We start from the raw sequence: 22,534 nt of genomic DNA, 5'->3' as shown, positions 1-22,534 counted from the left end.
TTTATCTGTTGGAGAAGAGGATTAATGATTGCAAAACTTCTATTAAATTCATTATTTTAACCGTTCTTGTGTTTTCTTAGGTTTAATATTAACCTTTTTTCTTTTTAACCTATTTTAGGAATTCTTCAAAGTCCAGTTCATAGTATTTTTTAAACTTTTTGGGGAGCTTTTCAACGACCCTAAAGTGGAAAGAGTAGTGTTTTTGAACGCTTCCCAGTTATACATTGATTTTTTCTCTCATTTTTTTCAGATCCTAAAATTTAATGCACGATCTTATTAACAACAATGTTATAAGTTTAGATAGCAATGAAGTGAAAAGGTTAGAGAAAGAAGAAGGGGATGAATTACCCTGAAAAAAAAGAGAAGAATTGGTTAATTAATGGTTTACATATTTAGTTATACATTGCTAAAGAGATAGTAAAACATCAACAATATATGAAAGGAGGGGTGAGAATATGGGTTTTTGTATAACAAAAGAGAATGGTAAACAGAGATGTATAGAGTATGAAGAGTTTACAAGGAACTATTTTATAGGTAATCAATTTTTACAATTATTAATTCATGGTTCTAACGCAGAAATAGTTAACAATGACTTTAACAATTTGGAAGATGTTAAAATAGTTGGGCATGATCATAGAGGGAAAGATGTTTCAGGTTATTATAAAATAAAGGAGATACGATTTGAAGAAACTGAATCACAAGTATTAATGTATTTAATGAAAAAAGGTAAGGATTAATTTTACTTCAATTGAAACATTTTAGTTTTGTTTGAGAGTTTTCTTAAGTTTCTTTTTTTCGGCGATTTTGTAATTTTTTTATGAGGTAACCAAATTAAGCGTTCTATGTGCTTATTGTTTTATTTAACTTTTCATTAAGACTTATCCAAAAAGGCTACATTTGGGCCCTATAGGAATCTACTTAGCCGGGCTCAGAATATGAAATCTAACGGTAGCCAAATTAGCCAAAAAAATGGATGATTATATTTTCTTAGGTTTTATAAGAAATTTTGTATGTTAATAATTAAAACCTAGGAAGATCTCCTAAATTATCTTGAGTTGTCTGGTCTTCATCAGTTCTAATATACTTCTTCCCATTTACGTTGACTCCATGAACATCTACACCTCTACTACAAGACCCCCCTTCATTCATTAAGATTGTTACAAATGTTTTATTATTGTCTAATGATGAAATAACATTACTTCGTAGCCATTCTTCAAAATTTCCTAATGTTTTACCATAGTCTTCACAGACCTGAACTTTTTCAATGTGATTTCCTGTATTGTTATATCTAACTGCAGAAATACAATAATCAGCCCATTTACTCACTCCTATCTCCTCCTTTTTCTATTGAAACAACTTTGTATTTTCATTTCCCTTGATATAGGAATTTTGGAGTATTAACAATAAAAGTTCCTATTTGGACGTTAATAGTAAATTTTATGGATAGATTAAAGAAATGATTAATTTTACTCAGTTTGGATACATAGAATTATTTGATAACAAATAAGAGGATGGTTAATTATGGATAAACTGGTTTAATCTCTATGTGGATCTAAATTAGTTAATTAAATAAAAAATATGGGTGAATTCATGGATAAAAAAGATTCAAAAATGGAAATAGCTGCGTTATTTTGGCATGAAGTAGCATTAATGGACAGGGTAACTTTAGCTAAAAAATATGGAAAATTACATGATAAACATTCAAAACTAGGACTTATGGAGTATGAAGTATATCAGAATTTTAAAAATATTATGTCTGATAAAGACATGTCTGTTGAAGTGAAAATGGCAAAGCTATCTACATTACTTCAATTTTGGACAGATAAACGTGACATAATACTTTAATATTTAGATTTAATTCTATTTTTCAAATTTAATTTCAAAAGAATCTTACTCAAGAAATCAAAACTCTGTTAAATTAGTTAAAAAGGGTAAGATTACGTTTAGTAGGTTCATGAAAGTTGAAGGGAAAATGAAGGTACATCAGAAACAAACCTTATTAATAAAGTAATATGATAAGATAATCAAACAAATAGATGGGACATGTAAATTAAATGAATAGACTTTTTAAACAGGTTATAGGAGTATAAACTATGTTTAAGGAGGATTTTAATGATACCATCAGATAATAATTGGAGTGAATTAGTACAAAACGTAACAATAACATTGAGTAAGTGGGGCTTATTTGATGATTCTAGGTCAATTAATACTAGTTGTATTGAAGATGAAAAGGATGAATTAGATTATACTTATGAAATACCTATCCTCAAAAAACTTGATGAAAATCAACTAGACATACTAAAAAAATTAAATACAGATTCCAAGAAAACTCCAAAATTCAAATATATAAAACATGAAACAGGATTAAAATTAATGATATATTAATATCAAAAATATTACGGATATGATTTTTTTAATACTCCAAAAAATAATAAGAAATTTTAGTTAAAATTTAGGTAATTTATCTAGATTATTTGATGCTGTGTTATTTGTATCTGTGCGGATGTATTCTGCGTTGTCCACAGGGATTATATGAACCTTTTGGCCTTTTGCCCATTTGCCTGCATCTTCTATGATTGTAACGAATGTTTTACCTTTTTCTAATGCGGAAATTACATCCGTTCTTAACCATTCACTTGCAGGTTCCAGGGTATCTCCATTGTCTAGATGGACTCTAACTTTTTCAATATGGGTATCTGTACTGTTGTATTTAACTGCAGAAATACCGTAATCTGCCCATTTCATTTTCCTCTCCTCCTTTTCTAAAATGTTTTAACATTTTATTTCAGTGATTGATAAGTTTTGGAGTATTAATAATAAAAGTTCCTATTCAAATATTAATAGTAAATTTTATGGTTAGGTTAAATTAAAACAATTAATTTTGATGATTATTTTATTATTTTTTTCCTGAAACTTGATTTACCACGGTTATAACACAAAATATAATCTTATAGACTGTTCAATTATTAATATGGAGATAGTGTGTATTAAAATAAGGGAGGGAATCAGGAAAATGCGTTGTAATTAACTTTATCCGTTAAAATAAAAAAATGTAAAAAAAAGTTTCATAAGTTTTTTTAGCTCAGCAATTTTCGGATAATTTTCCATCGAGTACGGTTACAATTCTTTCAGCTCTTTTTGCCACCTCTGGTTCGTGTGTTACCATTATTAAAGTTACGTTTTCCTTTTTTTGGATATCATTCAAGAGGTTCAGTATCACATCACCTGTCTTGGAATCCAGAGATCCTGTAGGTTCATCAGCTAAAATAATGGATGGATGATTAACCAAAGCCCTTGCTATGGCTACTCTTTGCCTTTCTCCACCAGAAAGTGTGTTAGGTCTTTGGTCTACCCTGTGACTCAGGTTAACATCGTCTAGAAGCTCAAGTGCCCTTGCTCTCATATCCTTATTTGATGTTTTAGTTTCATACAAAGGAATTTCCACATTTTCAACTACAGTCAGGTTGGGGATCAGATTGTGGAATTGGAAGATGAATCCGATCTTCTTTGATCGGAATTCATCGAGTTTTTTTGTCTTCATAAGATCTATGCCTGCCACCTCAATTGAACCTTCATCTGCAGTATCCAGTGCTCCGAGCATGTTAAGGAGGGTTGATTTTCCAGAGCCAGAACGTCCCATTATGGATATAAACTCTCCATCTTTTACTTCAAGGTTAATACCGTTTAAGGCTTTTATCTTTCCTTTGTCGTAACTTTTTTTAAGGTTTTTAATTTCAATTATATTTTCATTTTTTTTGGAAATATTGTGGTTATTCATATCTCAGTGCCTCCGTTGGTGCTAGTTTTGTAGCCCTGTAAGCAGGGTAAAGCCCACCAATTACTCCTACCAATAAAGCCACTCCGAAAGCTCTTAATAATATAGCCAATGTAAACGTCGCTGTCATTGAAGTGCCTGAGAAGTACAGTAGAGCTTCAACTCCCACCACACCTACAATTGTACCTACAACTGCAGCTAAGAATGTGAGTACGATGGATTCACCGATTATCATTCCTAAAATTCTTCTGTTTTTCCATCCGACAGCTTTAAGAACTCCTATTTCTCTTGTTCTCTCAAACACGGACATTATCATGGTGTTTATAACTCCAATTCCTCCAATGAATATTGCCAGGAGTGAAATTGCCCATGAAGCTGAGTCTATTGTTCCCATGATACTGTTCATTTTGTTGGCCTGATCTTCCGCTGTTGTTGTGGACAAATCATTTGGATATGCAGCTTTAATTGCGTTACTCACCTGTGTATCGTTTGTATTGTCAGCATCCTTAACATATATGCTGCTGATTTTGCCTGTGTTGTTTGTGATGTTCTGGAGGGTGTTAAGTGACATGTATACGTTTTGATCTTGCATAATGTTTCCAGTTTGATAAATTCCTGTGATCGTGAAATCTTTACCGTAGAGATTTATTGTATCTCCAATAGTTTTGTTAAGAGATTGAGCTGAATTTTTACCAATTATAACTTCACTTGTACTTCCGTTGCTGAACAAACTTCCGTTAACATCAGTACTACTAACTCCTGCAAGACTTAACTGGGTGCTGTCAATACCAATTATGGTCAAACCACCCATACTTGATCCACCTGGGCTTGATCCACTGGAGGAACTTGTAGAACTTCCAGATGTATTGCTGGAACTAGAGTTACTTACACTTAAAAATCCTGCAGCAGTTTTAACTCCGCTTATATTTTCCACCTTGGTTACCCAGCTTTGGGCTAGTGTACCTCCACTTGAACCAAATGAGTTTGAACTCGCGTTTGTCACCGTAATTTCGGCTGCACCCGCCTTCAGTGTGCTTTGGGTACTAGATTGAAGACCACTTGTAATCATACCCATTGCCACTATGATAGTTATTCCTATTGCAATCCCAACGATTGCAAGGGAAGTCCTTGTTTTGTTTCTGAATGGATTTTTCACCACCAGCGATAAAAATGACATAAATACATTTTATCATATAATTACGTTAAGTAAGTATTTCACATTTACACCAAAATCCCTACCAAATTCATACCAAATTCTCATAAATACGATTTAATTTATTTTGTGAAGAAGGAGTCTATGAAGTATATGCCAAGCCCGGTACTGACCCTGGAATATGTGAAAAGGTACGAAAATTAGGTTTACGCACAATAGCAACAAATAATTGGATGGTTTTAGTTTGTAATAAATGTGGTAACGTCCAACTTTTTCGCCAGGATCTACTAGAATAATATTTTAAAACTATTTTTTTAAAATTTGAATTTGATTTATTCTAAAAAGAAATAAAAACTTTATGAATATTTTGTATGTTCATTAACCTGCTATTTGTGCTTTTTTTAAAGTAAACTTTTTTAAATTTTTGAGTTATAAAGTAATAGTTTTTATCCTATTTATTATCTAATGATGAATCAGGTGATTTGATGTGTGAATTTTGTATTCAACATGGTGCTGGCAAAAAATGGTTTTTAGAGAGCAAGAATTATGCCGAAAAACTGGCGTCTTCCGGTGGAAGAGATGAATTCATCGAGGATTTTTTTAGAAACTATGAAAAGAACTACAGAAGAAAAACCAGAGAAATGGATATCGCTGGAAAAATACCCTTCATCCAAGGGTATGCAAAGGTGAAACTTAATAATTATTTTTCTCAAAAACATGCAGGGCAGGTGATTTCACTGGAAGATGCCACTGCCATCTGCAGCATCCCTGGAAGAGTCAGTGTTATAGACTGCCCATGCCAGAAATACTTATTCGGTAAAGGAGAGAAAAAATGTATACTCTTTGGAACAACAGCTGACATCGTGGAAAATATCCCTGAATTCTCAGGACTGTCTGATATGGGATGTGAAAATGTTACAGAATTATTAGAATCAGTCGAATCGAATGGTGCTATACATACAGTATGGACATTCCTAACCCCTTACATTGGAGCTATATGCAACTGTGATAATCAAGGTTGTTTGTTATTTCACCTTAAAAATCAATATAAATCTTCTAAGATAATATTCAAGGGGCATGAGGTAGCAAAGGTGAATCACGATGCATGTACTGGATGTGGAAAATGCAGAGATGTCTGTCAATTTGCTGGAATTTCAATTAATAACGGAAAAGCAGAGATAAATCCTAATTGTCACGGTTGTGGTGTTTGCAGGAGGTTTTGCCCTGAAGAGTCGATTGATCTGGTCCCAAGGATTAAACTCTGATCAAATATTATAATCATTAATCTTTTGGAACTGGTTATGATTTGTACGGTTTTGACACTAAAAAAGGGAAATACTTTAGAAATAGGAGGCACGGAAGACACAGCTTGTGTGTAGAAATATTTTGAGCAGAATAGTGGGCTGTGTCTTCCTTTTTTAGTATGTGCAAGCACTTAAAAAAAATTGTTATAAACTAACACCATGGGTTGATGAAGGTTTATTCACATCTATTACTAAGAACATCATATTATAAAAATTTTTAGGAATAAAGTTTATCAAAAAGATATGAATAAATTTAATTCTAAGGTGGGAGGAATGGAATGATTAAATGACTGATAAAAACTTTTCAAAATCAATTGATTCCATGAGGGAAAATGAAGCGGACTTAAGCCGTATGTTCCACCATCTTTTTGACTGTGAACTCCATTTTGAAACAAATTCTATTGTTATCTCCTTCAAAAGGGATGAAGAACCTCAAATCCGTAATATTTTGAGGCGGGCAATTCAAGCAAATGTTGTAAAAAGAATAGTATATGCTCCCAGTACTGTGAGTATGGTGTTAAATTTGGAGGATGCATATAACTATTTTTTAAAATAATAAGAAAATAGAGAAGTTTAATGGTAAAAAAGGGGTTAGGGTGTCTACCTCCCCCTTTTTTACCTATCTTGCATATCTATCCAAAGTATTCTCAATATCCAAGTTATGAGTTAATTAACTCACGTTTAGTTTAATTTATTTTTTTTATTATTTAAAATTTTCTAATTGTTCGTGTTTTAGTCTTATGTCCCTGTATCTAGACATATATCTATAACGAAGTAAAGGTAAATTCTTAATTGTATAACGAAACCTGAAAACACTATAAACACTAAAATCTAAGTACTATTTAAAGTTTTAGGAATAACCTTTTAAGAAAATTTGATCATAATATTATGATAAACAAAGGTGGAACTGGGTGGGAATATATGAACATGAATAAAATTTTACAGATCATTGAAACAAATTGGGAAGATAAATATGAAAAATTAGATCAAGAACTCAAAAAATTAACACGAGAAGACTTAGAAACATTAACAAGAGCAGCGATTATTGATCGTGAAAATACTAAAAAAGTATTTGAGGAATATCTAACTAAAGACAGTGACCCTTCTATTTTCATGTCTAACCAATGAATATAAGAAAAATATAGATCTGTGTTCTATAGGGATATAAACTTCAAAAAGATGGAAATAGTTTAACTAAAGTTTTTTCAATAAGTAATCAGGTAGTTTATTAGGAATACAACAAAAAGGGAAAGGTAATTAAAATGGATAAACAAACGGCTGAAAAAATTATAATAAACTTTGCAAAAGATGCTGTAAACATCTATGATGACCTAATTGAGATGTTGCCTGAAGAAAATAAGGAAAACATAGAATTGGAACAAAAAGAATTAATGGAAGCCATAAACATGGTTGAGAATAAATGAGTTAGTAAAAATAATTTAATTGATAATTTCAATCCTTGATTTATGTTTGGAAATAATTGTTTTGATAGCAGTATTCATTTCTTCTTTTTCGAAAGGTTTACATAAATAACCATAGGTTTTAGTTTTTATAATACGATTTAACACGTCGTCGTTTGAATATGCTGTCATATAAATGATTGGAATATCTAAATTTTCATTTATTTGTTTTGCAGATTCTATACCGTCCATTTTTCCTTTTAATGTTATGTCCATCATGATTAGATCCGGTTTCAGTTCATTAGCGGACTTAATTGCTTTTTCACCAGTATCAACTACATCTACAATGTTATAATCTAGATTCATCAGTTCCTGTTTCATACTCATTGCTAAGATCATCTCATCTTCAACTATCAAAATATTTTCATCAGACATTATCTTCGCTCCGCATAATTTAATTCTTTAAATTTTATTTTAAATGTTGTTCCAGGATTGTTATCTATTTCTAATGAACTATCTAATTGTTTTACAAGCATTTTTATTAGAGCCAATCCAAAAGAGTTTTTATTATTAAAATCAATGCTTTTACCATTGCTGCTGATTATGAGTTTAAATTCTTCATCACTGTATGAATGGAAATCTAATGTTATTTTACCGGTTTCATTATTTGGAAATGCGTATTTAATGATATTGTAAACTATTTCACTTACTATAAATCCACAGGGAATTACAGTTTCAATATTGAAGAAAATTTGGTCAATATTAAACATTGGTTTAATATTATTTTTTGCATCATAGACATGAAACAGGTCAAGCACCAATTTTTGGATGTAAACTGAAAAGTCTATAACAGATAAATTATTTACTTCATGAACCATATTATAAACATAAATCATTGCTTTAAGTCGATTTTGTGTTGATTGTAACAGTTTAATAGCTTCCTCTTCTTTTAGATAACTTTTCTCAAGATTAAGTAAACTATAAATCATCTGCAGGTTATTTCTGACTCTATGATTTAATTCTCTCAAAAGAACTTCTTTTTCTTTAATACATATCTTCAAATCCGCTTCTGTTTTTTTAAGTTTTGTAATATCCTGTATGGTCACTACCAATTTGTCGGTGTAAGAAAGTAAATTTAGAGTTAAATAAACATCTAAAATATTGCCTTTTTTATGTACCAAGCAAGTTTTATAAGTTTTGGGAGGTATACATGAATTATAATATCTTAAAATGTCGTAAATCCTTACTTTTTCTACCTTTTCTTTTAACAAAAACTTTTCAAAACTTTTTTTACCTTCTATCTCTTCCTTTGAGTATCCACAAAGATTCTCAAATTCATTATTTACATGGAAGATAGTACCATCTTTTTTTATTATAACTATTGCAATTCCAATATTCTCAAAAACAGCTTTGTTATAATCTTCCCATATTTTGGTAGCTTTATCAGCACTTTGACAACGTTTAATATCTTTTTTTTGCATCTAAGTAACTCTCTATTTTTATTTGATACCTTAACTATGGCAGCAAAATTTATTAAAAAAATATTTTAAAACATAGATAAGTTTTTAGACAATATAACAGCTATTTTAAAACTTAAATTCATTATCCGATTTTTTATTTAAAGGTGATTTATAAATAAGTCCAAATAACTTTTTATTAAGGGATAGTGCTTTTCTAATGTCACATCTATTTATTTTTTTTATAAATTTTTTGTGAAATATATCACAGATTATCAAACAATATAAAAAAAGGAAAAGCTTTTTTCAAAATTACTATCCCTATTTTTTTACCTGAAATATCTCGCTTTAGTTTATACCCCTGTTAGTTCTGATATATTATTAATATGAGCATCGGGGGAATCTTGAATTGTCTATTGAACCTGAAAACACCACAAAATATGATCAAGCATTAAAAATATCTAAAATAACCCATGCAAAGCATGACCGTTATCGAAAGGATTCAATAATTGTTGGTACGGTCAGTAGCAATGGTAGAAAGAAGAAAGTTGAAAGAGTTGAATATGGCAAATGTTCGGAATGTGGACATGAAATCAAAGCATCAGATCAATGGAGGGGTGAAACTGTATGTCAACGATGTGGAGCCCTTTCTAAAGGAAAACCAAAAGGAAATAGAGATTATATTGGTAAAACATTCGAATCATTACCACGAGATACAGGAATAACAGATGAAGAATGGGCTGTTCTATGTAAACTCAAATCAAAAAGACATTTAAAACTTGAAACTGAAGAAAACTTTCTCAGACCTCCAAAAGGAGTAAAAAAAACAGAATATCGTAAATCACATTACTTGATCACAGTAGATATTTTCGGATCCCAATTACAGATGAACATGTTCCAAAAAGACAGGGTTAAGTATATACTAAAAAACCACACTCTAAAAGAAATTCATAGTCGTGTTAAAGCAAAAACAGTGATTGCAGGAGTATGTAGATATGTCCTTGAACAAGATGGACGAGGACGAGAATTAAGATTTAACCGTGACCCATTTATCTCCGTTGGATTAAACATGAGTAATTATAGGGTTATGAAACAAAATCTCAACAGATTAATGAGAAAGTGAAAATTTATAAGACGCTCTATTATAGTAGGCAACATTAAGGGTTGTCTCAAAACTTTAGATCTTTTACATGCAGACACAACCATAGGGAGGGTGCAATTCCCTCCATTCCTACCTTAAAATTTATTTTTTTACCTCCTTGACAACTCCCTGGGAAAATGAGAGCAACTATTTTTTTCCAGGGATGAAAGTCAAGTTTTAATAAAAATCTCTTATTTTTCCAGGCCCGAAAACTTGGGGACTGGTTTAAACAATTTAGGTTCCAAAAATTTTTTATAAACTATTTCAAATTCAGATACCAAAATTTCATTATACCTGTCTTGTCTGATATTCTCATTTGGCCATCCAATATCCAAATATTCGAATTTTAATCGAATTAATACTGTTGAATCAGAATTATAAGTTAATCTCCATGTAATGGATGTTTGAGGACGGGGAATCCCATAATATTCACCCATAAATTTTGTTAACTCTGCAAATTCTGTTTCAGCTATCACCTTATTTTCAACAAATGTCACTTCAAAAGTTGTGGTTGTTGATGTTTTCTTACCGTTTGGTTCTTTTAATAAGCCCAAGTATTTTAACATCTTATCACTAAGTCTCCACAAAAATAATAATTATTTTTATTTTTTAACGCTTATAAAGATCTCTATTTTACATAAGCCAAAATATTATGGGCTTAATCATGGTTTAATGGCTTAATAAAGAGTTTAGAGATCACTATTTTCTATAATCTAAAATATTAAGGGCTTAATTCTGGTTTAAATGATTAACTAAAGCTTTTAAGATCATCATTCCTTATAAGCCGAACTATTAATGGCTTAATCATGGTTTAATGGCTTAATAAAGAGTTTAGAGATCACTATTTTCTATAATCTAAAATATTAAGGGCTTAATCCTGGTTTAAATGATTAACTAAAACTTTTAAGATTATCATCTCCTATTTAATGACAATTTGTGGATAATAATTAGATTTAATTAAATTATGAAACCTGAGAATAGTATAAAAATCACGTTTTATGAGTATAATAGACTTCTAATGATGGTAACGAACCTGAAGAAAACTTAGAAATTCATTTAAAAAAAATTGGAGGAATAAATCATGGTAGACCAAGAATATGAAAAAATTGGAGTAATAGGAATTTTAGGTGTAATGGGTATAGGAGGCATGCTCTTACATCAACAGGATATAGAATTTTTAGTTGCAGGCGGCCTTCTAACATTCCTTGTGCCAGGTTATGTAGCTCCTGCAATTCAGAACATGACTTCAAAACTAAAATCCTCTAAAAAAGAATAAACCACCTTTTTTCGAGTTGATCAAAAATGGGTGGAAATGAAATAGTAGAGATATGTCACGAATGCAAATACGAAAAGCGATGGGATTCTTTTTTTACCTGGAAGGAAAAAGTCATAGATTTCATGGCAGAGAAAAGAACCACAAACGGTAATCTCACCCTTGAAGATAAAAAACTTGAAAAAAGATTAACATCAATTGAATCTAAAATGTGGGGATTACTAATATCTATTCTAGGCTTTGCAGTCTCAGTAATTATTGCAATGTTGGCATTAATCAGATTTCATTAAAATCTTATCTTATTCTTTTACACTTCTATTGTTTTACATTGTTTTACAATTTCTTTACATTCTTTTACAGTGATTTTTATGGCTGGAAGACCAAGTGCAGTTAAAAAATCTCCTTACAAAAAAGAAATTGAGGAGATGATAACGGAAGGTAAGCCAGATACATATATAGTAGAATGGCTTAAAGAAAATGGAGCTCCAATATCACGACCAACTATCAACAAGTACAGGAAAAAAGATTTTAATTTCAAGGCCGAAGCTGTAAAAGAATACCAAAAACAGGAAAGTAAAAAACGATTCAACAAAGCTAAAAATAAAATTGTTTCTGACCTGAATTTTTTAGATGGACTTATCGAAACCGCTGCAGGTACAGAATTATGTGTTGATGAGGAACAGGGGATTACATCATTAGATATTAATAAACTTGGGGTCCAGGCTGCCAAAGTCAAACATGACATTACTAAAGATGAGCCTCCTGTTGTTGTGGAAGTTAAAGCAGGGGAATTAGATGATGATGAGCGAAAACTTGCTAAAGCAGTTGCAGACTATTTCGCACGACAAGGAGAAAATTCTGAAGAGCCTGAACCTGAACGCTAAAGAATATGCAAGAGAATCATTACCTTACTACGCCAAACATTACCTAAAATTACAGGTTCCAGATCATCAGTTTGAATGGTCAAAAAAGTTAAATAAACACAGATTTACATTACTTGAATCCCCACGTGACCATGGTAAAACAACAATTGTACCACGTGCATATCCTGAACATATAACTCTTTTTAATCAGAACCGTAATGTTTTACTTTTATCTAAAACTTATAAACAGGCCAATAAAACTTTAAAACTTACTAATACAGATTTAAAGAAAAATCCATACATTCAAGCAGATTTTGCAAAGGAATTATTGGACCTGAATAAGGTTGATAACCAATTATTCTATAATCAAAGTTCAGCCCTGCAAGATGTTAAAAGGGACGCTACAATAGAAGCTGTAGGTTTACTTGGAGATATCACAGGAGGACATTTTACAGATATTATTCTTGATGATATTATTGATGATGTGAACAGCCGTACAGTTGATAGTCGAGAGAACGTCTGGAAATGGGTTAATGGTACAATTGTACCATTATTAGAACCTGGAGGCCGTATCCTTGGTATTGGTACACATAAACATTATGATGATGTTTACACCAAGATGGAAGAAAACACAGCCTGGTATGTTATTAAAGAGAAAGCCATACTCCAATGGCCTGATAGTTGGGATTATGTTTATGACCCTGAAACTGGTGTGGCTGTAGATGTAACAAATATCAAAGGCAGTTACAAAGTCTTATGGCCTGGTAAATGGTGCATTAAAAAGCTCCTTTTACAGTTAAATGCCATGGGCCGTGTACTTTTCAACCGTGAATATCAAAATGATGCAGCGGGAATGAAAGGTAAGATCCTAAAAGAACATGGCTGAAGTGGTATGCAATTAAACCAGAACATGAAACAGATAAATTCCAGGATGCCCTTCATGGGATTCCATGGAGATCTATCAAGGAACGACTTAGCCATCGGTAAAAAAGATAATAATGACTTCTTTGTATGCACCACAATAGGTGTCATGAAAGATCCTTTCAAAATTTACTTCCTGGACTGGTATCGTGAAAGACTCTCATTTCCCGAACAAGTAAAAACGGTTAAAAAACTATTCAACGGACCAATCACACCAATATGGAAAGGACGACAATGGAGACCTTTACAGATAGGAATAGAATCAAACGCTTACCAGGTAGCACTAGCACAACAAGTACTCAATGACACAGCATTACCTGTTAAAGAAATTATCAGTGTGAAAGATAAAACCACAAGAATTACAGCTGGAGCTGTGAATTATGAGAATGGTCTGGTACATTTACCAGTAGACCATCCTCAGACAACTAATTTAATAGCCTCGATCTGAAGTCAATTAATAATTTGAAAAATTTAGATCTGAGATGGTTTAGATTCAATTTTTTCTATTTTATAATCATACTTATGTATATAGTTTATATGTTAAAAACGGGCATAAAGAACGGAAATCAATGATTATTTTCATTTGGATAGTAAATTGATTTCAATAATTTTTTTTTGAATTTGGCAATAAAAGTATAAATATAATAATCACGATTATAATATACAAGGTTATTATAATGGAGGATTAGTATATGAAAACAAATCTAGATTTTATTTCAGTTCAAGTTAAGGATTTGAAATCTTCTTCCAAGTTCTATACGGAGATTTTGGGATTTGAAAAAACAGAAGATAAACGTCCAGATGCAGTAGTATTTAAAGATGATAGTGGAGCTATTTTTGCTATCCGTAAACCAATGTTCGAAATTAAAGAAAACATGCCCCTAGGTTTAGGTGTTTCCATATGGTTTGGTGTTGAGGATATTGAAAAAACGTTCCTCAATGTTAAAAATTCAGATGCACAGATAATTAGTGCTCCAATTGATGGTCCGTTTGGAAAAATGTTTATAATAAAAGATATTGATGGATATATGTTGACATTTCATCAACTTTAATCTTTTTTTTAGGATAAAATATATGATCGACAATAACGAATATGTCAAATATTGGCGTGAAAAACCGGAAGAAAGCGTTGGGTTTCTTTTATGGCAAATAACACATCTTTGGCAACGTAAAATGAATTTAGATTTGAAGGAACTTGATTTAACTCATGTACAGTTTGCTTTGTTATCAGGTATTGCGTGGCTTGAAAGATTTGACGAGGATATAACTCAAGTTAAGCTGGCTAATCATGCTAAAACCAATATTATGATGACATCAAAAGTCTTGAAAACACTTGAAAAAAAGGATCTCATATCCAGAGAGGAATGTAAATTTGATACACGTGCAAAATCTATATCACTAACAGATGATGGGCGTGAAAGGATAAAAAAAGCACTTCAAATTGTTGAAGAGATGGAAAATAAATTTTTTAGTGAACAGACTAACGACTTGGATTTTATAAAAAAGTTAGTAAATATTTTACAGTTAAATCAAAAAGAATACTTTAAAAATAAATAATTTTTAACCCGCTTTCACAAAATCCAATTTCAAGCCAAAAAAACAAACAATACCCCTCGTAGAACCACCAGCCATTATATTATAATTAAATAATTAATAAATAATTAATTAATAAATAAGTAAAAAATCAAGGGTATCCTGGAAGCCGTATATACCGTATATTTGTATATACTGTATATACCAAAATTCAGTGAGCTTCGATCTCAAAGTCAATTAATAATTCCTTTTTTTGAAAAATTATTTCTGTTAGCATGTTCCCAACTTTAACACGAGAGTTGAAAAGTTACCCGTGCGGTGAATTTTTCAAAAAAATATCCTTTTTACTAAACATCTTGCTTTAGGTTTATAACCTATTTAAACCAATATTAACTAGGAGGGTGATATTATGACATTTATCGTCTAAAAGTTTAGACGTTAAACTCCGGTGGCAAAAATGTGGCATGGTCAAATTCACGCAATGCGGATTTTGGCTGATGAACAAACCATTTAGGAGGCGATTAAATTAAGATTAAATTATTTGGAATACTTTTACTCGTAGGAATCTTCCTAATTTTACCAGTTTCAAGTGCATCTAATGCTTATAATGTGACTGTTCAAGATGAATACGTAAAGGCCACGGCACTATGCAGTTGTGGTGAATGTTCATATACCTATCACATAGGTATCTTTGAAAACTATTGTCCTTTCTGTCATCATTATGAGTGTCTTGAGTGGAACCCAAAAGGAACATCTGAAGGTGAATGGACCTGCGATGTTTGTGGTGCTGATTATTGTGCAGCTGATGGACACTGTAAAGCAGGAGGATCCCAATTGTATCTTCATGAATATGAGATCCCAAAGCCAGTTGTTGTAACTAATGTAAAAAGTGCAGAAATTGCACAAAAAAGTCCTGGAGAACTCATGTTTGAACGGTTGAATCAGTTTAAAGATGTAGATATGTTAAGAAATAGTCATTTTAACTAAATGACTTTTAATACATAATGAGAATACTAATTTTACCTATTTTTTTTATATTTTTTAAAGTCCAATTTGAAAAATGAAGCAATATAATTTTATTTACATAAATATAATCTTATTTACATAATAAAAAGCACTGAAAGAGGGGTTTTAAGTGTACAGAAATGTTGCAACACTTTTAGATTTGCAAACTTAAAAGGAATAGGCTCAAAAGACTCAATATCAATTTTAACGTAATCTAATGAATAATTGAAATAACACTATAATGCTTATCAGGAGTGATATGAAAAATGTAGCAATAAAATTAAGTAAAAAATTAGGCTTATTTCTCAATTCCAATCCAATATAAAGGCCTGTCAATAAACTTGGTATCCACAATACATAACTTCCAAAATCATAGAGTTTAACGGTAATAAACATGAAAGTGAGTGATGCAACACTTATAACACTTCCATTTAAATTAAATTTAGTATTAAGATGTTTCATGTCGATCCACCATCATGTCTGCTGAAAGTTCTGGAGTTATTTTATAAAGGAATTCCCGTCAACATTTTATTGTAAATTTTGCTATTGTTATTTATGAGAATTAATCCATTTTACGAGAATTAATCCATTTTACGAGAATTAATCCATGATTCATAATATTCTGCAAGATTTAATAATCTTTCAAATTAAATTTCTCGTAAATTATTTTAATTAACTTCCCATAACCCCATAAAACAACAAATAAAACAAATAAACCAATTATCAACTCTAATGTCTTTCCAAACCATAATGGAACGAATTTCTGTGAATATGATATAGCACTTTTAACAAAGAAGGATACTGCTCCAGTGATTCCTGCAATAAAAAGTCCAGCTGTCCAATATTTTCCATAATTTTTAATATTCATCTTAAAAATCTCTCCTAGTAAATTTAAAATCTTCTCACTCAAACCGTACATTTAGCCTTCCAATATTCTCTTATGTATTCAATGGTAAACCGATTTATTAACATTGCTCACGAATTTGAGGGCCTTTCAACTTGCTATCTATGTACTACACATGTTGAAATGCTTAAAGTGAAATTGACAGTTTAATTAATTTTTTTCGTGTGGGGATGTTTCTCAATAAAAATATCAATGGAGCAATTGGTAATTCAAGAATATTTCCCCACACATCCTATTTTATGAATCTTAGGGGTATTAATAATGATAACATGTACAGTTTGAATTGAGTATAGAATTATTTTAAGCCAGTAAATGACAGAAATAATTGAATAGAAAATAATAAAATATTTACAAAAAATATTTGAAGAAATAGTTCAACCCACTGGTTTCTCTTAAAAATTAATTTTAACTATTCTATTTTAACTGTTTTAAAATGTATTTAAATCCTGTACTGACCTGTATGTATCAAAATGCCTATTATAATAACGGTTAGAAGAAGAATTAACACAGCAGCCATTATTAAGATTGTTATCTCTCTTTCCCTCTTTTTTTTTAGTTTTTTAAGTTCGTCTTCATCTGCTGCCATGTTAATTTATTTGTTTTTAATATTATTTACAAATTAATATTATCTTATTATTCGTTACAAATCTGTTCAAAAGAAAAACACGATCATAAAATTAATTTAATAATAGAACCATATAATGTAATAAAAATCCCAAGTAATGCAACAGAAATCTTAGATACATAACAAAAGCTGTAATATAAAATAGAAATTCCTAAATTAAATTTAATACTTTCAAAATGTATCTAATAAAAAATATGTGTAATTTAAGCTTTGAATCAGGGTTCATTAAGATTTATTTCAATATTAAAGATAGGAAATATTTTAGTTACATTTTGAATCTAAAAGAATAGCTTTAAATACATTTTAATGATTTATCGGACTTCCAATATTTATTTAGGGTATATAATTTACTACCTTCATTTATGCTGTACATTATAACACAGTTATTAAAAAAATAAGAGTTTTACGGCGTTTTTAATCGAAAACTTTATATGTGAAAGTAATAATAAAGGATGGCTTGGAGTTTAGTTAAAAAAATTAAGAACCCCCAACTAAAAGTTTGTAAAAAATAAGAAGAGCAGATAATCTTTTTCAGCTTAACTCCTGCAAAAATAATGAATTTAAGAACAAAAAAAATCTAATTTAGATACCTTTAGTTAAAGTGGTGTTTGAATGCAAATATCAAATCTTAAAGGAAACTCATATCTTAAAAAATTAAAAACCACAGTTCAAGATTTATTTAGTTTTCAAAGATCAAAATCCTTTGAATCTGAAACAGATTCATCAAACTTGATTAAATTCAATCTAACATTTTATTATAATTTATACATGCTAGAATCTATGGGAGGTTAAGTATATGGATGTTAACAGCTTGATTTACATTATTTTATTCTTTGTAGTGGCGATACTTCTTGCATGGCCTCTGGGTAAGTACATGTCAAAAGTATTCAGTGGCGAAAAGAATTTTATGACTCCTTTAGTTCGCCCTGTGGAAAAGTTCATATATCGTATTTGTGGTGTGGATGAGGCTGAAGAAATGACTTGGAAGGGATACGCCAAGGCACTTATTCTATTTAATATTCTCGCAATATTATTTGTTTTTATTATTCAATTAATACAGGGAATACTACCTTTGAATCCGGAAGGCTTTTCTGGTGTCAGATGGGACACAGCCCTTAACACTGCAATATCATTTGTAACTAACACCAACTGGCAGGCTTATGCTGGTGAAACAACCATGAGCTACCTGACACAGATGGTAGGACTCGCTGTGCAAAACTTCCTTTCAGCGGCAGTGGGTATGGCTGCGGCCCTTGTACTTATTAGGGGTTTTATACGCAAAAATACAGATAAACTCGGAAACTTCTGGGTTGACATTACCAGAATGGTTCTTTACATTCTATTGCCATTATCTATAATCTTGGCAATTTTATTGGTATCTCAAGGTGTTGTCCAGACATTTGATTCTTATGCTACTGCTCAGACCATTGAAGGTGCCAGTCAGATTATACCTCTTGGACCTGTAGCTTCACAGGAAGCAATTAAAATGCTTGGATCCAATGGAGGGGGATTTTTCAATGTGAATTCAGCACATCCATTTGAAAATCCAAACGGCTTCACTAATCTCCTTGAAACACTGGCAATCATATTGATACCAATGTCCCTGGTATTCATGTTCGGATATTTAGTTAGGAACATAAAACAAGGATTGGCTCTTTTTGCAGTGATGATGGTGTTACTGATAATGGGGCTTGGTGTTGCTTTATGGTCTGAAGATCATCCAAACCCAGTGATAGAGAAAATGGGGGTAACTGGACAAAACATGGAAGGTAAAGAGGTCCGGCTTGGAACCACAAACTCTGTTTTGTGGGGTGTTCTCACAACTGATGTTTCAAACGGTGGTGTAAACTCAATGCATGACAGTACCATGCCACTTACAGGACTGGTTTACATGTTCAATATGGGCACAGGTGAAGTTATATTCGGAGGAATAGGTGTTGGACTGGCGGGTCTATTATTCTATGTCATATTAACCATGTTCATAGCAGGACTGATGATAGGAAGAACTCCAGAATTTCTGGGTAAAAAATTAGGACCCTATGAAATGAAGTTGGCATTGATACCATTAATAGGGGCACCTGCCAGCGTATTAATACTTTCAGCTTTGGCCCTATCCACACCTGATGGATTGGCAGGAATTAGCAATCCTTCAGCTCATGGTTTAAGTGAAATATTGTATGCATATTTCTCAACAATAGCCAATAACGGTTCAGCATTTGGAGGATTAACTGTGAACACAGTGTTCTATAATCTGACAACAGGATTGGCAATGCTAATAGGTAGATTTGCTACAATAATTCCAGCTATAGCAATTGCCGGAGCTTTAGCCCAAAAAGGAAAAGTTTCAATGAGTTCTGCATCATTCCCAACCACAGGACCTCTCTTTGTTATTATGGTTGTGGCTGTGGTGATAATTATTGGAGCACTAACTTTCTTCCCCGTATTTGCCCTAGGGCCCGGTCTAGAACATTTATTCTTGCAAGCAGGTAAGATATTTGCATAGGAGGTGGAAAAATGAAAGAAACATCATCAAAACAAACATCAAGTATTTTTCAAGGAGAAATTTTAAAACAATCATTTAAAGGATCATTCACTCGACTTAACCCTTTAAAACTCATAAGAAATCCTGTAATGCTTATAGTGGAAGTAGGTGCTGTAATTACAACATTACTAACCATTTTAAACATAATTTCTGGTGCAAGCTTCGATTTCAACCTCCAGATCACAATTTGGCTGTGGTTCACAGTTCTTTTTGCAAACTTTGCAGAAGCAATAGCTGAAAGTCAGGGAAAGGCAAGGGCAGAATCATTAAGAAAAACCAGAAATGAAGTGATTGCCAAAAAAATCATGAAAAACAGTGAGGTAAAAGAAGTACCGGCACCAACACTTGTCAAAAATGACGTTGTCCTGGTTGAAGAAGGAGAACTCATACCAAGTGATGGAGACATAATTGAAGGTACATCACTTGTTGATGAATCTGCAATAACTGGAGAATCTGCCCCTGTTATAAGGGAGTCTGGAGGGGATAAATGTGGTGTAACTGGAGGTACTAAAATACTTTCAGGAACCATTAAGGTCAAAATAACAGTTGAATCCGGAAAGAGTTTCCTGGACAACATGATAAACATGGTAGAGAGTGCTAAAAGGGAAAAAACACCCAATGAAAAAGCTCTTGAGATCCTTCTTATAGGTTTGACAGCATTGTTTATTACAGTTGTAATTACACTTTCAACATTTGCGGGTTATATGGGAATTGCCATTACCACACCTATTCTCATAGCTCTTCTGGTCTGTTTGATGCCAACTACAATAGGGGCACTTTTACCGGCCATTGGTATTGCTGGTATGGATAGGCTTTTACAGCACAATGTTGTTGCACTGAGCGGTAGGGCAGTTGAAGCTGCTGGAGATGTTGATGTGGTTTTACTTGATAAGACGGGTACAATAACCCTTGGAAACAGGATGGCCACAGAATTTATCCCTGCAAACGGTGTGAAAACAAATGATATGGTTAATGCGTCTTTAATATCTTCCCTTGCCGATGAAACTCCTGAAGGACGTAGTATAGTTAAATTAGCAAAAAAAGAGTTGAACATAAGAGGTAGTGATATAAAACCATCTGCAGAATCTGTATTTGTTCCTTTCACACCAGAATCACGTATGAGTGGAATAAATACTGGTTCTAGCATGATCAGAAAAGGATCTGCAGATGCCATAGAAGAATTTGTCCAGAATCACAATGAAAATGTTTCAGATGAGATAAAAAAAGTTGTTGAGGGAATATCAGTTAAGGGGGACACGCCCCTTGTAGTTGCAAATGAAAAAGGAGTTATGGGAGTTATACGGCTTAAAGATATTGTTAAAAAGGGTATTAAAAACAAACTGCAACAGCTAAGAAGAATGGGCATAACTTCAATCATGATCACTGGAGACAATGCTTTAACCGCTGCATCAATAGCAGCTGAAGCAGGGGTAGATGATTTCAGTGCCAATGCCAAGCCGGAAACCAAACTGGAGATGATACGTAAATATCAATCAGATGAACAGCAGCATCTTGTTGCAATGATTGGAGACGGCACAAACGATGCCCCAGCACTTGCACAAGCAGATGTTGCAGTTGCAATGAGTGCAGGTACTTCTGCAGCCAGAGAAGCTGCTAATATGATTGACCTTGATTCATCACCATCCAAACTACTGGAGATAGTTGAGATAGGCAAAGAAATACTCATAACCCGTGGTGCACTAACAACATTTAGCATAGCAAATGATGTGGCCAAATATTTTGCCATTATTCCAGCCATATTTGCAGTTACTTACCCTGAATTAGGTGTGCTGAATATTATGGGACTTTCAACGCCCACCAGTGCTGTTTTATCCGCAGTCATATTCAACGCCATCATAATACCTCTACTAATTCCTTTAGCTTTAAGAGGAGTTAAATTCCGTTCAACATCATCAGTATCTGAGTTACTGGGATTGAATATTTTAATATACGGAGTTGGTGGACTTATACTGCCCTTTATAGGTATTAAACTCATAGACATTTTAATAACCCTTCTTGGTTTAGGAGGCTGAAAATATGAAAACAATTAAAAATGCAGTTATGATGTTTGTGGTACTAACTGTACTTTTGGGAATTATTTATCCTCTGGCAGTTACAGCTGTATCGCAGGTTGCATTTCCAAATCAAGCAAATGGTGGTTTGATAACTGAAAATGGTACAGTTGTAGGCTCACAGCTTATAGGACAAAACTTTTCAAGTCCCCAGTATTTCCATGGAAGGCCATCAGCTATAGATTATAACTCAAGCTCTTCCAGTGGAAGTAATTTAGGGCCTACAAATCAGAAACTTATAGATCAGGTGCAACAAAGAGTAAACCAGGTAAGACAGGAAAATTCATTAGCATCAAATGCATCAGTTCCGTCAGATCTTGTCATGACATCTGCCAGTGGACTTGAACCCTACATTTCTGTGGACTCTGCATTGATCCAGGTTCCAAGGGTTGCCAAAGCAAGGGGAATTAGCGAGGCAGAAGTTGTAAAACTTGTGGATCAATACAAGCAAACATCTATGTTTGGTTCAGATGTTAGTATAGTAAATGTGTTAAAACTCAACCTTGCACTCGACAATCTTAAAAAATGAAATATAAAATGGTATTGTAGTATTTATCTCAATTTAA

28 protein-coding genes are annotated in these 22,534 nt (G+C 32.4%); 19 read left to right on the top strand and 9 right to left on the bottom strand.

Annotation, left to right across the window (positions count from 1 at the left end):
• Window positions 1-455 precede the first annotated feature (455 nt).
• Window positions 456-737, top strand: a complete 282-nt coding sequence (locus tag MSWAN_RS05750) for a hypothetical protein (RefSeq protein ID WP_013825672.1) — start codon at window positions 456-458, stop codon at window positions 735-737.
• A gap of 283 nt (window positions 738-1,020) precedes the next feature.
• On the opposite strand, the gene MSWAN_RS05745 is transcribed toward MSWAN_RS05750, so the two are convergent.
• Window positions 1,021-1,326, bottom strand: coding sequence for a DUF3892 domain-containing protein (locus tag MSWAN_RS05745; RefSeq protein WP_013825671.1), 306 nt, complete (start codon window positions 1,324-1,326; stop codon window positions 1,021-1,023).
• Window positions 1,327-1,590: 264 nt separating this feature from the next.
• On the opposite strand from MSWAN_RS05745, the gene MSWAN_RS05740 reads away from it, so the two are divergent.
• The gene (locus tag MSWAN_RS05740) at window positions 1,591-1,845 is read left to right on the top strand and encodes a hypothetical protein (RefSeq protein WP_048187949.1); all 255 of its coding nucleotides are present in this window, start codon (window positions 1,591-1,593) and stop codon (window positions 1,843-1,845) included.
• Window positions 1,846-2,112: 267 nt separating this feature from the next.
• A complete protein-coding gene (locus tag MSWAN_RS05735; RefSeq protein WP_013825669.1) occupies window positions 2,113-2,385 on the top strand; it encodes a hypothetical protein in 273 nt (90 codons plus the stop codon).
• 60 nt (window positions 2,386-2,445) lie between these two features.
• Here the strand turns inward: MSWAN_RS05735 and MSWAN_RS05730 are convergent, their stop codons facing one another.
• The 3 genes from MSWAN_RS05730 to MSWAN_RS05720 all read right to left on the bottom strand — a co-directional run bounded on the left by MSWAN_RS05730 (window position 2,446) and on the right by MSWAN_RS05720 (window position 4,952).
• Window positions 2,446-2,745, bottom strand: a complete 300-nt coding sequence (locus MSWAN_RS05730) for a DUF3892 domain-containing protein (protein ID WP_013825668.1) — start codon at window positions 2,743-2,745, stop codon at window positions 2,446-2,448.
• Window positions 2,746-3,082: 337 nt separating this feature from the next.
• On the bottom strand, window positions 3,083-3,778 hold the full coding sequence (locus MSWAN_RS05725) for an ABC transporter ATP-binding protein (RefSeq protein WP_013825667.1): 696 nt from the start codon (window positions 3,776-3,778) through the stop codon (window positions 3,083-3,085).
• The gene (locus MSWAN_RS05720; RefSeq protein ID WP_013825666.1) at window positions 3,771-4,952 is read right to left on the bottom strand and encodes an ABC transporter permease; all 1,182 of its coding nucleotides are present in this window, start codon (window positions 4,950-4,952) and stop codon (window positions 3,771-3,773) included. Before MSWAN_RS05720 ends, MSWAN_RS05725 begins: the two co-directional genes overlap by 8 nt.
• Window positions 4,953-5,413: 461 nt before the next feature.
• On the opposite strand from MSWAN_RS05720, the gene MSWAN_RS05715 reads away from it, so the two are divergent.
• The 4 genes from MSWAN_RS05715 to MSWAN_RS12755 all read left to right on the top strand — a co-directional run bounded on the left by MSWAN_RS05715 (window position 5,414) and on the right by MSWAN_RS12755 (window position 7,656).
• A complete protein-coding gene (locus tag MSWAN_RS05715) occupies window positions 5,414-6,193 on the top strand; it encodes an ATP-binding protein (RefSeq protein WP_013825665.1) in 780 nt (259 codons plus the stop codon).
• A gap of 325 nt (window positions 6,194-6,518) precedes the next feature.
• Window positions 6,519-6,788 (top strand): hypothetical protein, encoded by a 270-nt coding sequence (locus tag MSWAN_RS05710; RefSeq protein WP_013825664.1) that lies wholly within the window; start codon window positions 6,519-6,521, stop codon window positions 6,786-6,788.
• A gap of 365 nt (window positions 6,789-7,153) precedes the next feature.
• Window positions 7,154-7,360, top strand: a complete 207-nt coding sequence (locus tag MSWAN_RS05705) for a hypothetical protein (RefSeq protein ID WP_013825663.1) — start codon at window positions 7,154-7,156, stop codon at window positions 7,358-7,360.
• A gap of 134 nt (window positions 7,361-7,494) precedes the next feature.
• Window positions 7,495-7,656 (top strand): hypothetical protein, encoded by a 162-nt coding sequence (locus MSWAN_RS12755; RefSeq protein WP_013825662.1) that lies wholly within the window; start codon window positions 7,495-7,497, stop codon window positions 7,654-7,656.
• A gap of 15 nt (window positions 7,657-7,671) precedes the next feature.
• Here the strand turns inward: MSWAN_RS12755 and MSWAN_RS05700 are convergent, their stop codons facing one another.
• Both MSWAN_RS05700 and MSWAN_RS05695 read right to left on the bottom strand, forming a co-directional pair.
• The gene (locus MSWAN_RS05700) at window positions 7,672-8,067 is read right to left on the bottom strand and encodes a response regulator (protein WP_013825661.1); all 396 of its coding nucleotides are present in this window, start codon (window positions 8,065-8,067) and stop codon (window positions 7,672-7,674) included.
• Entirely contained in the window at window positions 8,067-9,113 is a 1,047-nt protein-coding gene (locus MSWAN_RS05695) for a histidine kinase dimerization/phosphoacceptor domain -containing protein (protein WP_013825660.1), read from the bottom strand. Before MSWAN_RS05695 ends, MSWAN_RS05700 begins: the two co-directional genes overlap by 1 nt.
• A 385-nt stretch (window positions 9,114-9,498) precedes the next feature.
• On the opposite strand from MSWAN_RS05695, the gene MSWAN_RS05690 reads away from it, so the two are divergent.
• Window positions 9,499-10,212 (top strand): hypothetical protein, encoded by a 714-nt coding sequence (locus tag MSWAN_RS05690; protein ID WP_013825659.1) that lies wholly within the window; start codon window positions 9,499-9,501, stop codon window positions 10,210-10,212.
• Window positions 10,213-10,421: 209 nt separating this feature from the next.
• On the opposite strand, the gene MSWAN_RS05685 is transcribed toward MSWAN_RS05690, so the two are convergent.
• Window positions 10,422-10,796, bottom strand: a complete 375-nt coding sequence (locus tag MSWAN_RS05685; RefSeq protein WP_013825658.1) for a hypothetical protein — start codon at window positions 10,794-10,796, stop codon at window positions 10,422-10,424.
• Between the two features lie 515 nt (window positions 10,797-11,311).
• On the opposite strand from MSWAN_RS05685, the gene MSWAN_RS05680 reads away from it, so the two are divergent.
• From MSWAN_RS05680 to MSWAN_RS12455, 8 genes are all read left to right on the top strand, one after another.
• On the top strand, window positions 11,312-11,506 hold the full coding sequence (locus tag MSWAN_RS05680; protein ID WP_013825657.1) for a hypothetical protein: 195 nt from the start codon (window positions 11,312-11,314) through the stop codon (window positions 11,504-11,506).
• A 26-nt stretch (window positions 11,507-11,532) separates the two neighbouring features.
• Window positions 11,533-11,793 (top strand): hypothetical protein, encoded by a 261-nt coding sequence (locus MSWAN_RS05675; RefSeq protein ID WP_013825656.1) that lies wholly within the window; start codon window positions 11,533-11,535, stop codon window positions 11,791-11,793.
• A gap of 78 nt (window positions 11,794-11,871) precedes the next feature.
• Window positions 11,872-12,387, top strand: a complete 516-nt coding sequence (locus tag MSWAN_RS05670; protein ID WP_013825655.1) for a hypothetical protein — start codon at window positions 11,872-11,874, stop codon at window positions 12,385-12,387.
• Complete coding sequence (locus MSWAN_RS05665) at window positions 12,299-13,252, top strand: hypothetical protein (RefSeq protein ID WP_144011553.1); 954 nt, start codon at window positions 12,299-12,301, stop codon at window positions 13,250-13,252. The genes MSWAN_RS05670 and MSWAN_RS05665 overlap by 89 nt, the downstream gene beginning before the upstream one ends.
• A gap of 6 nt (window positions 13,253-13,258) precedes the next feature.
• The gene (locus MSWAN_RS05660; RefSeq protein WP_048187946.1) at window positions 13,259-13,735 is read left to right on the top strand and encodes a hypothetical protein; all 477 of its coding nucleotides are present in this window, start codon (window positions 13,259-13,261) and stop codon (window positions 13,733-13,735) included.
• Between the two features lie 244 nt (window positions 13,736-13,979).
• On the top strand, window positions 13,980-14,339 hold the full coding sequence (locus tag MSWAN_RS05655) for a VOC family protein (RefSeq protein WP_013825654.1): 360 nt from the start codon (window positions 13,980-13,982) through the stop codon (window positions 14,337-14,339).
• Window positions 14,340-14,361: 22 nt separating this feature from the next.
• On the top strand, window positions 14,362-14,844 hold the full coding sequence (locus MSWAN_RS05650; protein WP_013825653.1) for a MarR family winged helix-turn-helix transcriptional regulator: 483 nt from the start codon (window positions 14,362-14,364) through the stop codon (window positions 14,842-14,844).
• Between the two features lie 585 nt (window positions 14,845-15,429).
• Window positions 15,430-15,807 (top strand): hypothetical protein, encoded by a 378-nt coding sequence (locus tag MSWAN_RS12455; RefSeq protein ID WP_013825652.1) that lies wholly within the window; start codon window positions 15,430-15,432, stop codon window positions 15,805-15,807.
• Window positions 15,808-16,456: 649 nt separating this feature from the next.
• Here the strand turns inward: MSWAN_RS12455 and MSWAN_RS05640 are convergent.
• A complete protein-coding gene (locus tag MSWAN_RS05640) occupies window positions 16,457-16,744 on the bottom strand; it encodes a hypothetical protein (RefSeq protein WP_013825650.1) in 288 nt (95 codons plus the stop codon).
• Between the two features lie 424 nt (window positions 16,745-17,168).
• The gene (locus MSWAN_RS12750; RefSeq protein WP_013825649.1) at window positions 17,169-17,315 is read right to left on the bottom strand and encodes a hypothetical protein; all 147 of its coding nucleotides are present in this window, start codon (window positions 17,313-17,315) and stop codon (window positions 17,169-17,171) included.
• Window positions 17,316-18,150: 835 nt separating this feature from the next.
• Here MSWAN_RS12750 and kdpA point away from each other — a divergent pair.
• The 3 genes from kdpA to kdpC are packed head-to-tail and all read left to right on the top strand — an operon-like array spanning window position 18,151 to window position 22,497.
• On the top strand, window positions 18,151-19,857 hold the full coding sequence (gene kdpA / locus MSWAN_RS05630) for a potassium-transporting ATPase subunit KdpA (RefSeq protein WP_013825648.1): 1,707 nt from the start codon (window positions 18,151-18,153) through the stop codon (window positions 19,855-19,857).
• 11 nt (window positions 19,858-19,868) lie between these two features.
• Entirely contained in the window at window positions 19,869-21,929 is a 2,061-nt protein-coding gene (kdpB, locus tag MSWAN_RS05625) for a potassium-transporting ATPase subunit KdpB (protein WP_013825647.1), read from the top strand.
• A gap of 4 nt (window positions 21,930-21,933) precedes the next feature.
• Window positions 21,934-22,497, top strand: a complete 564-nt coding sequence (gene kdpC, locus MSWAN_RS05620; protein ID WP_013825646.1) for a potassium-transporting ATPase subunit KdpC — start codon at window positions 21,934-21,936, stop codon at window positions 22,495-22,497.
• Window positions 22,498-22,534 lie beyond the last annotated feature (37 nt).

This window comes from Methanobacterium paludis (assembly GCF_000214725.1).
Taxonomy (GTDB): Archaea; Methanobacteriota; Methanobacteria; order Methanobacteriales; family Methanobacteriaceae; genus Methanobacterium_C; species Methanobacterium_C paludis.
This window is presented reverse-complemented; position numbering and strand designations above follow the sequence as displayed.

Coding starts and splice junctions, on each gene's coding strand:
- MSWAN_RS05655 (WP_013825654.1), top strand. CDS start 13,980: ATGAAAACAAATCTAGATTTTATTTCAGTTCAAGTTAAGGATTTGAAA.
- MSWAN_RS05675 (WP_013825656.1), top strand. CDS start 11,533: ATGGGTGGAAATGAAATAGTAGAGATATGTCACGAATGCAAATACGAA.
- MSWAN_RS05750 (WP_013825672.1), top strand. CDS start 456: ATGGGTTTTTGTATAACAAAAGAGAATGGTAAACAGAGATGTATAGAG.
- kdpB (WP_013825647.1), top strand. CDS start 19,869: ATGAAAGAAACATCATCAAAACAAACATCAAGTATTTTTCAAGGAGAA.
- MSWAN_RS05680 (WP_013825657.1), top strand. CDS start 11,312: ATGGTAGACCAAGAATATGAAAAAATTGGAGTAATAGGAATTTTAGGT.
- MSWAN_RS05670 (WP_013825655.1), top strand. CDS start 11,872: ATGGCTGGAAGACCAAGTGCAGTTAAAAAATCTCCTTACAAAAAAGAA.
- kdpA (WP_013825648.1), top strand. CDS start 18,151: ATGGATGTTAACAGCTTGATTTACATTATTTTATTCTTTGTAGTGGCG.
- MSWAN_RS12750 (WP_013825649.1), bottom strand. CDS start 17,315: ATGGCAGCAGATGAAGACGAACTTAAAAAACTAAAAAAAAAGAGGGAA.
- MSWAN_RS05725 (WP_013825667.1), bottom strand. CDS start 3,778: ATGAATAACCACAATATTTCCAAAAAAAATGAAAATATAATTGAAATT.
- MSWAN_RS05720 (WP_013825666.1), bottom strand. CDS start 4,952: ATGTCATTTTTATCGCTGGTGGTGAAAAATCCATTCAGAAACAAAACA.
- MSWAN_RS05695 (WP_013825660.1), bottom strand. CDS start 9,113: ATGCAAAAAAAAGATATTAAACGTTGTCAAAGTGCTGATAAAGCTACC.
- MSWAN_RS05660 (WP_048187946.1), top strand. CDS start 13,259: ATGCAATTAAACCAGAACATGAAACAGATAAATTCCAGGATGCCCTTC.
- MSWAN_RS05710 (WP_013825664.1), top strand. CDS start 6,519: ATGACTGATAAAAACTTTTCAAAATCAATTGATTCCATGAGGGAAAAT.
- MSWAN_RS05735 (WP_013825669.1), top strand. CDS start 2,113: ATGATACCATCAGATAATAATTGGAGTGAATTAGTACAAAACGTAACA.
- kdpC (WP_013825646.1), top strand. CDS start 21,934: ATGAAAACAATTAAAAATGCAGTTATGATGTTTGTGGTACTAACTGTA.
- MSWAN_RS05665 (WP_144011553.1), top strand. CDS start 12,299: ATGATGATGAGCGAAAACTTGCTAAAGCAGTTGCAGACTATTTCGCAC.
- MSWAN_RS05705 (WP_013825663.1), top strand. CDS start 7,154: ATGAACATGAATAAAATTTTACAGATCATTGAAACAAATTGGGAAGAT.
- MSWAN_RS12755 (WP_013825662.1), top strand. CDS start 7,495: ATGGATAAACAAACGGCTGAAAAAATTATAATAAACTTTGCAAAAGAT.
- MSWAN_RS05685 (WP_013825658.1), bottom strand. CDS start 10,796: ATGTTAAAATACTTGGGCTTATTAAAAGAACCAAACGGTAAGAAAACA.
- MSWAN_RS05640 (WP_013825650.1), bottom strand. CDS start 16,744: ATGTACGGTTTGAGTGAGAAGATTTTAAATTTACTAGGAGAGATTTTT.
- MSWAN_RS05715 (WP_013825665.1), top strand. CDS start 5,414: ATGTGTGAATTTTGTATTCAACATGGTGCTGGCAAAAAATGGTTTTTA.
- MSWAN_RS05700 (WP_013825661.1), bottom strand. CDS start 8,067: ATGTCTGATGAAAATATTTTGATAGTTGAAGATGAGATGATCTTAGCA.
- MSWAN_RS05650 (WP_013825653.1), top strand. CDS start 14,362: ATGATCGACAATAACGAATATGTCAAATATTGGCGTGAAAAACCGGAA.
- MSWAN_RS05740 (WP_048187949.1), top strand. CDS start 1,591: ATGGATAAAAAAGATTCAAAAATGGAAATAGCTGCGTTATTTTGGCAT.
- MSWAN_RS05730 (WP_013825668.1), bottom strand. CDS start 2,745: ATGAAATGGGCAGATTACGGTATTTCTGCAGTTAAATACAACAGTACA.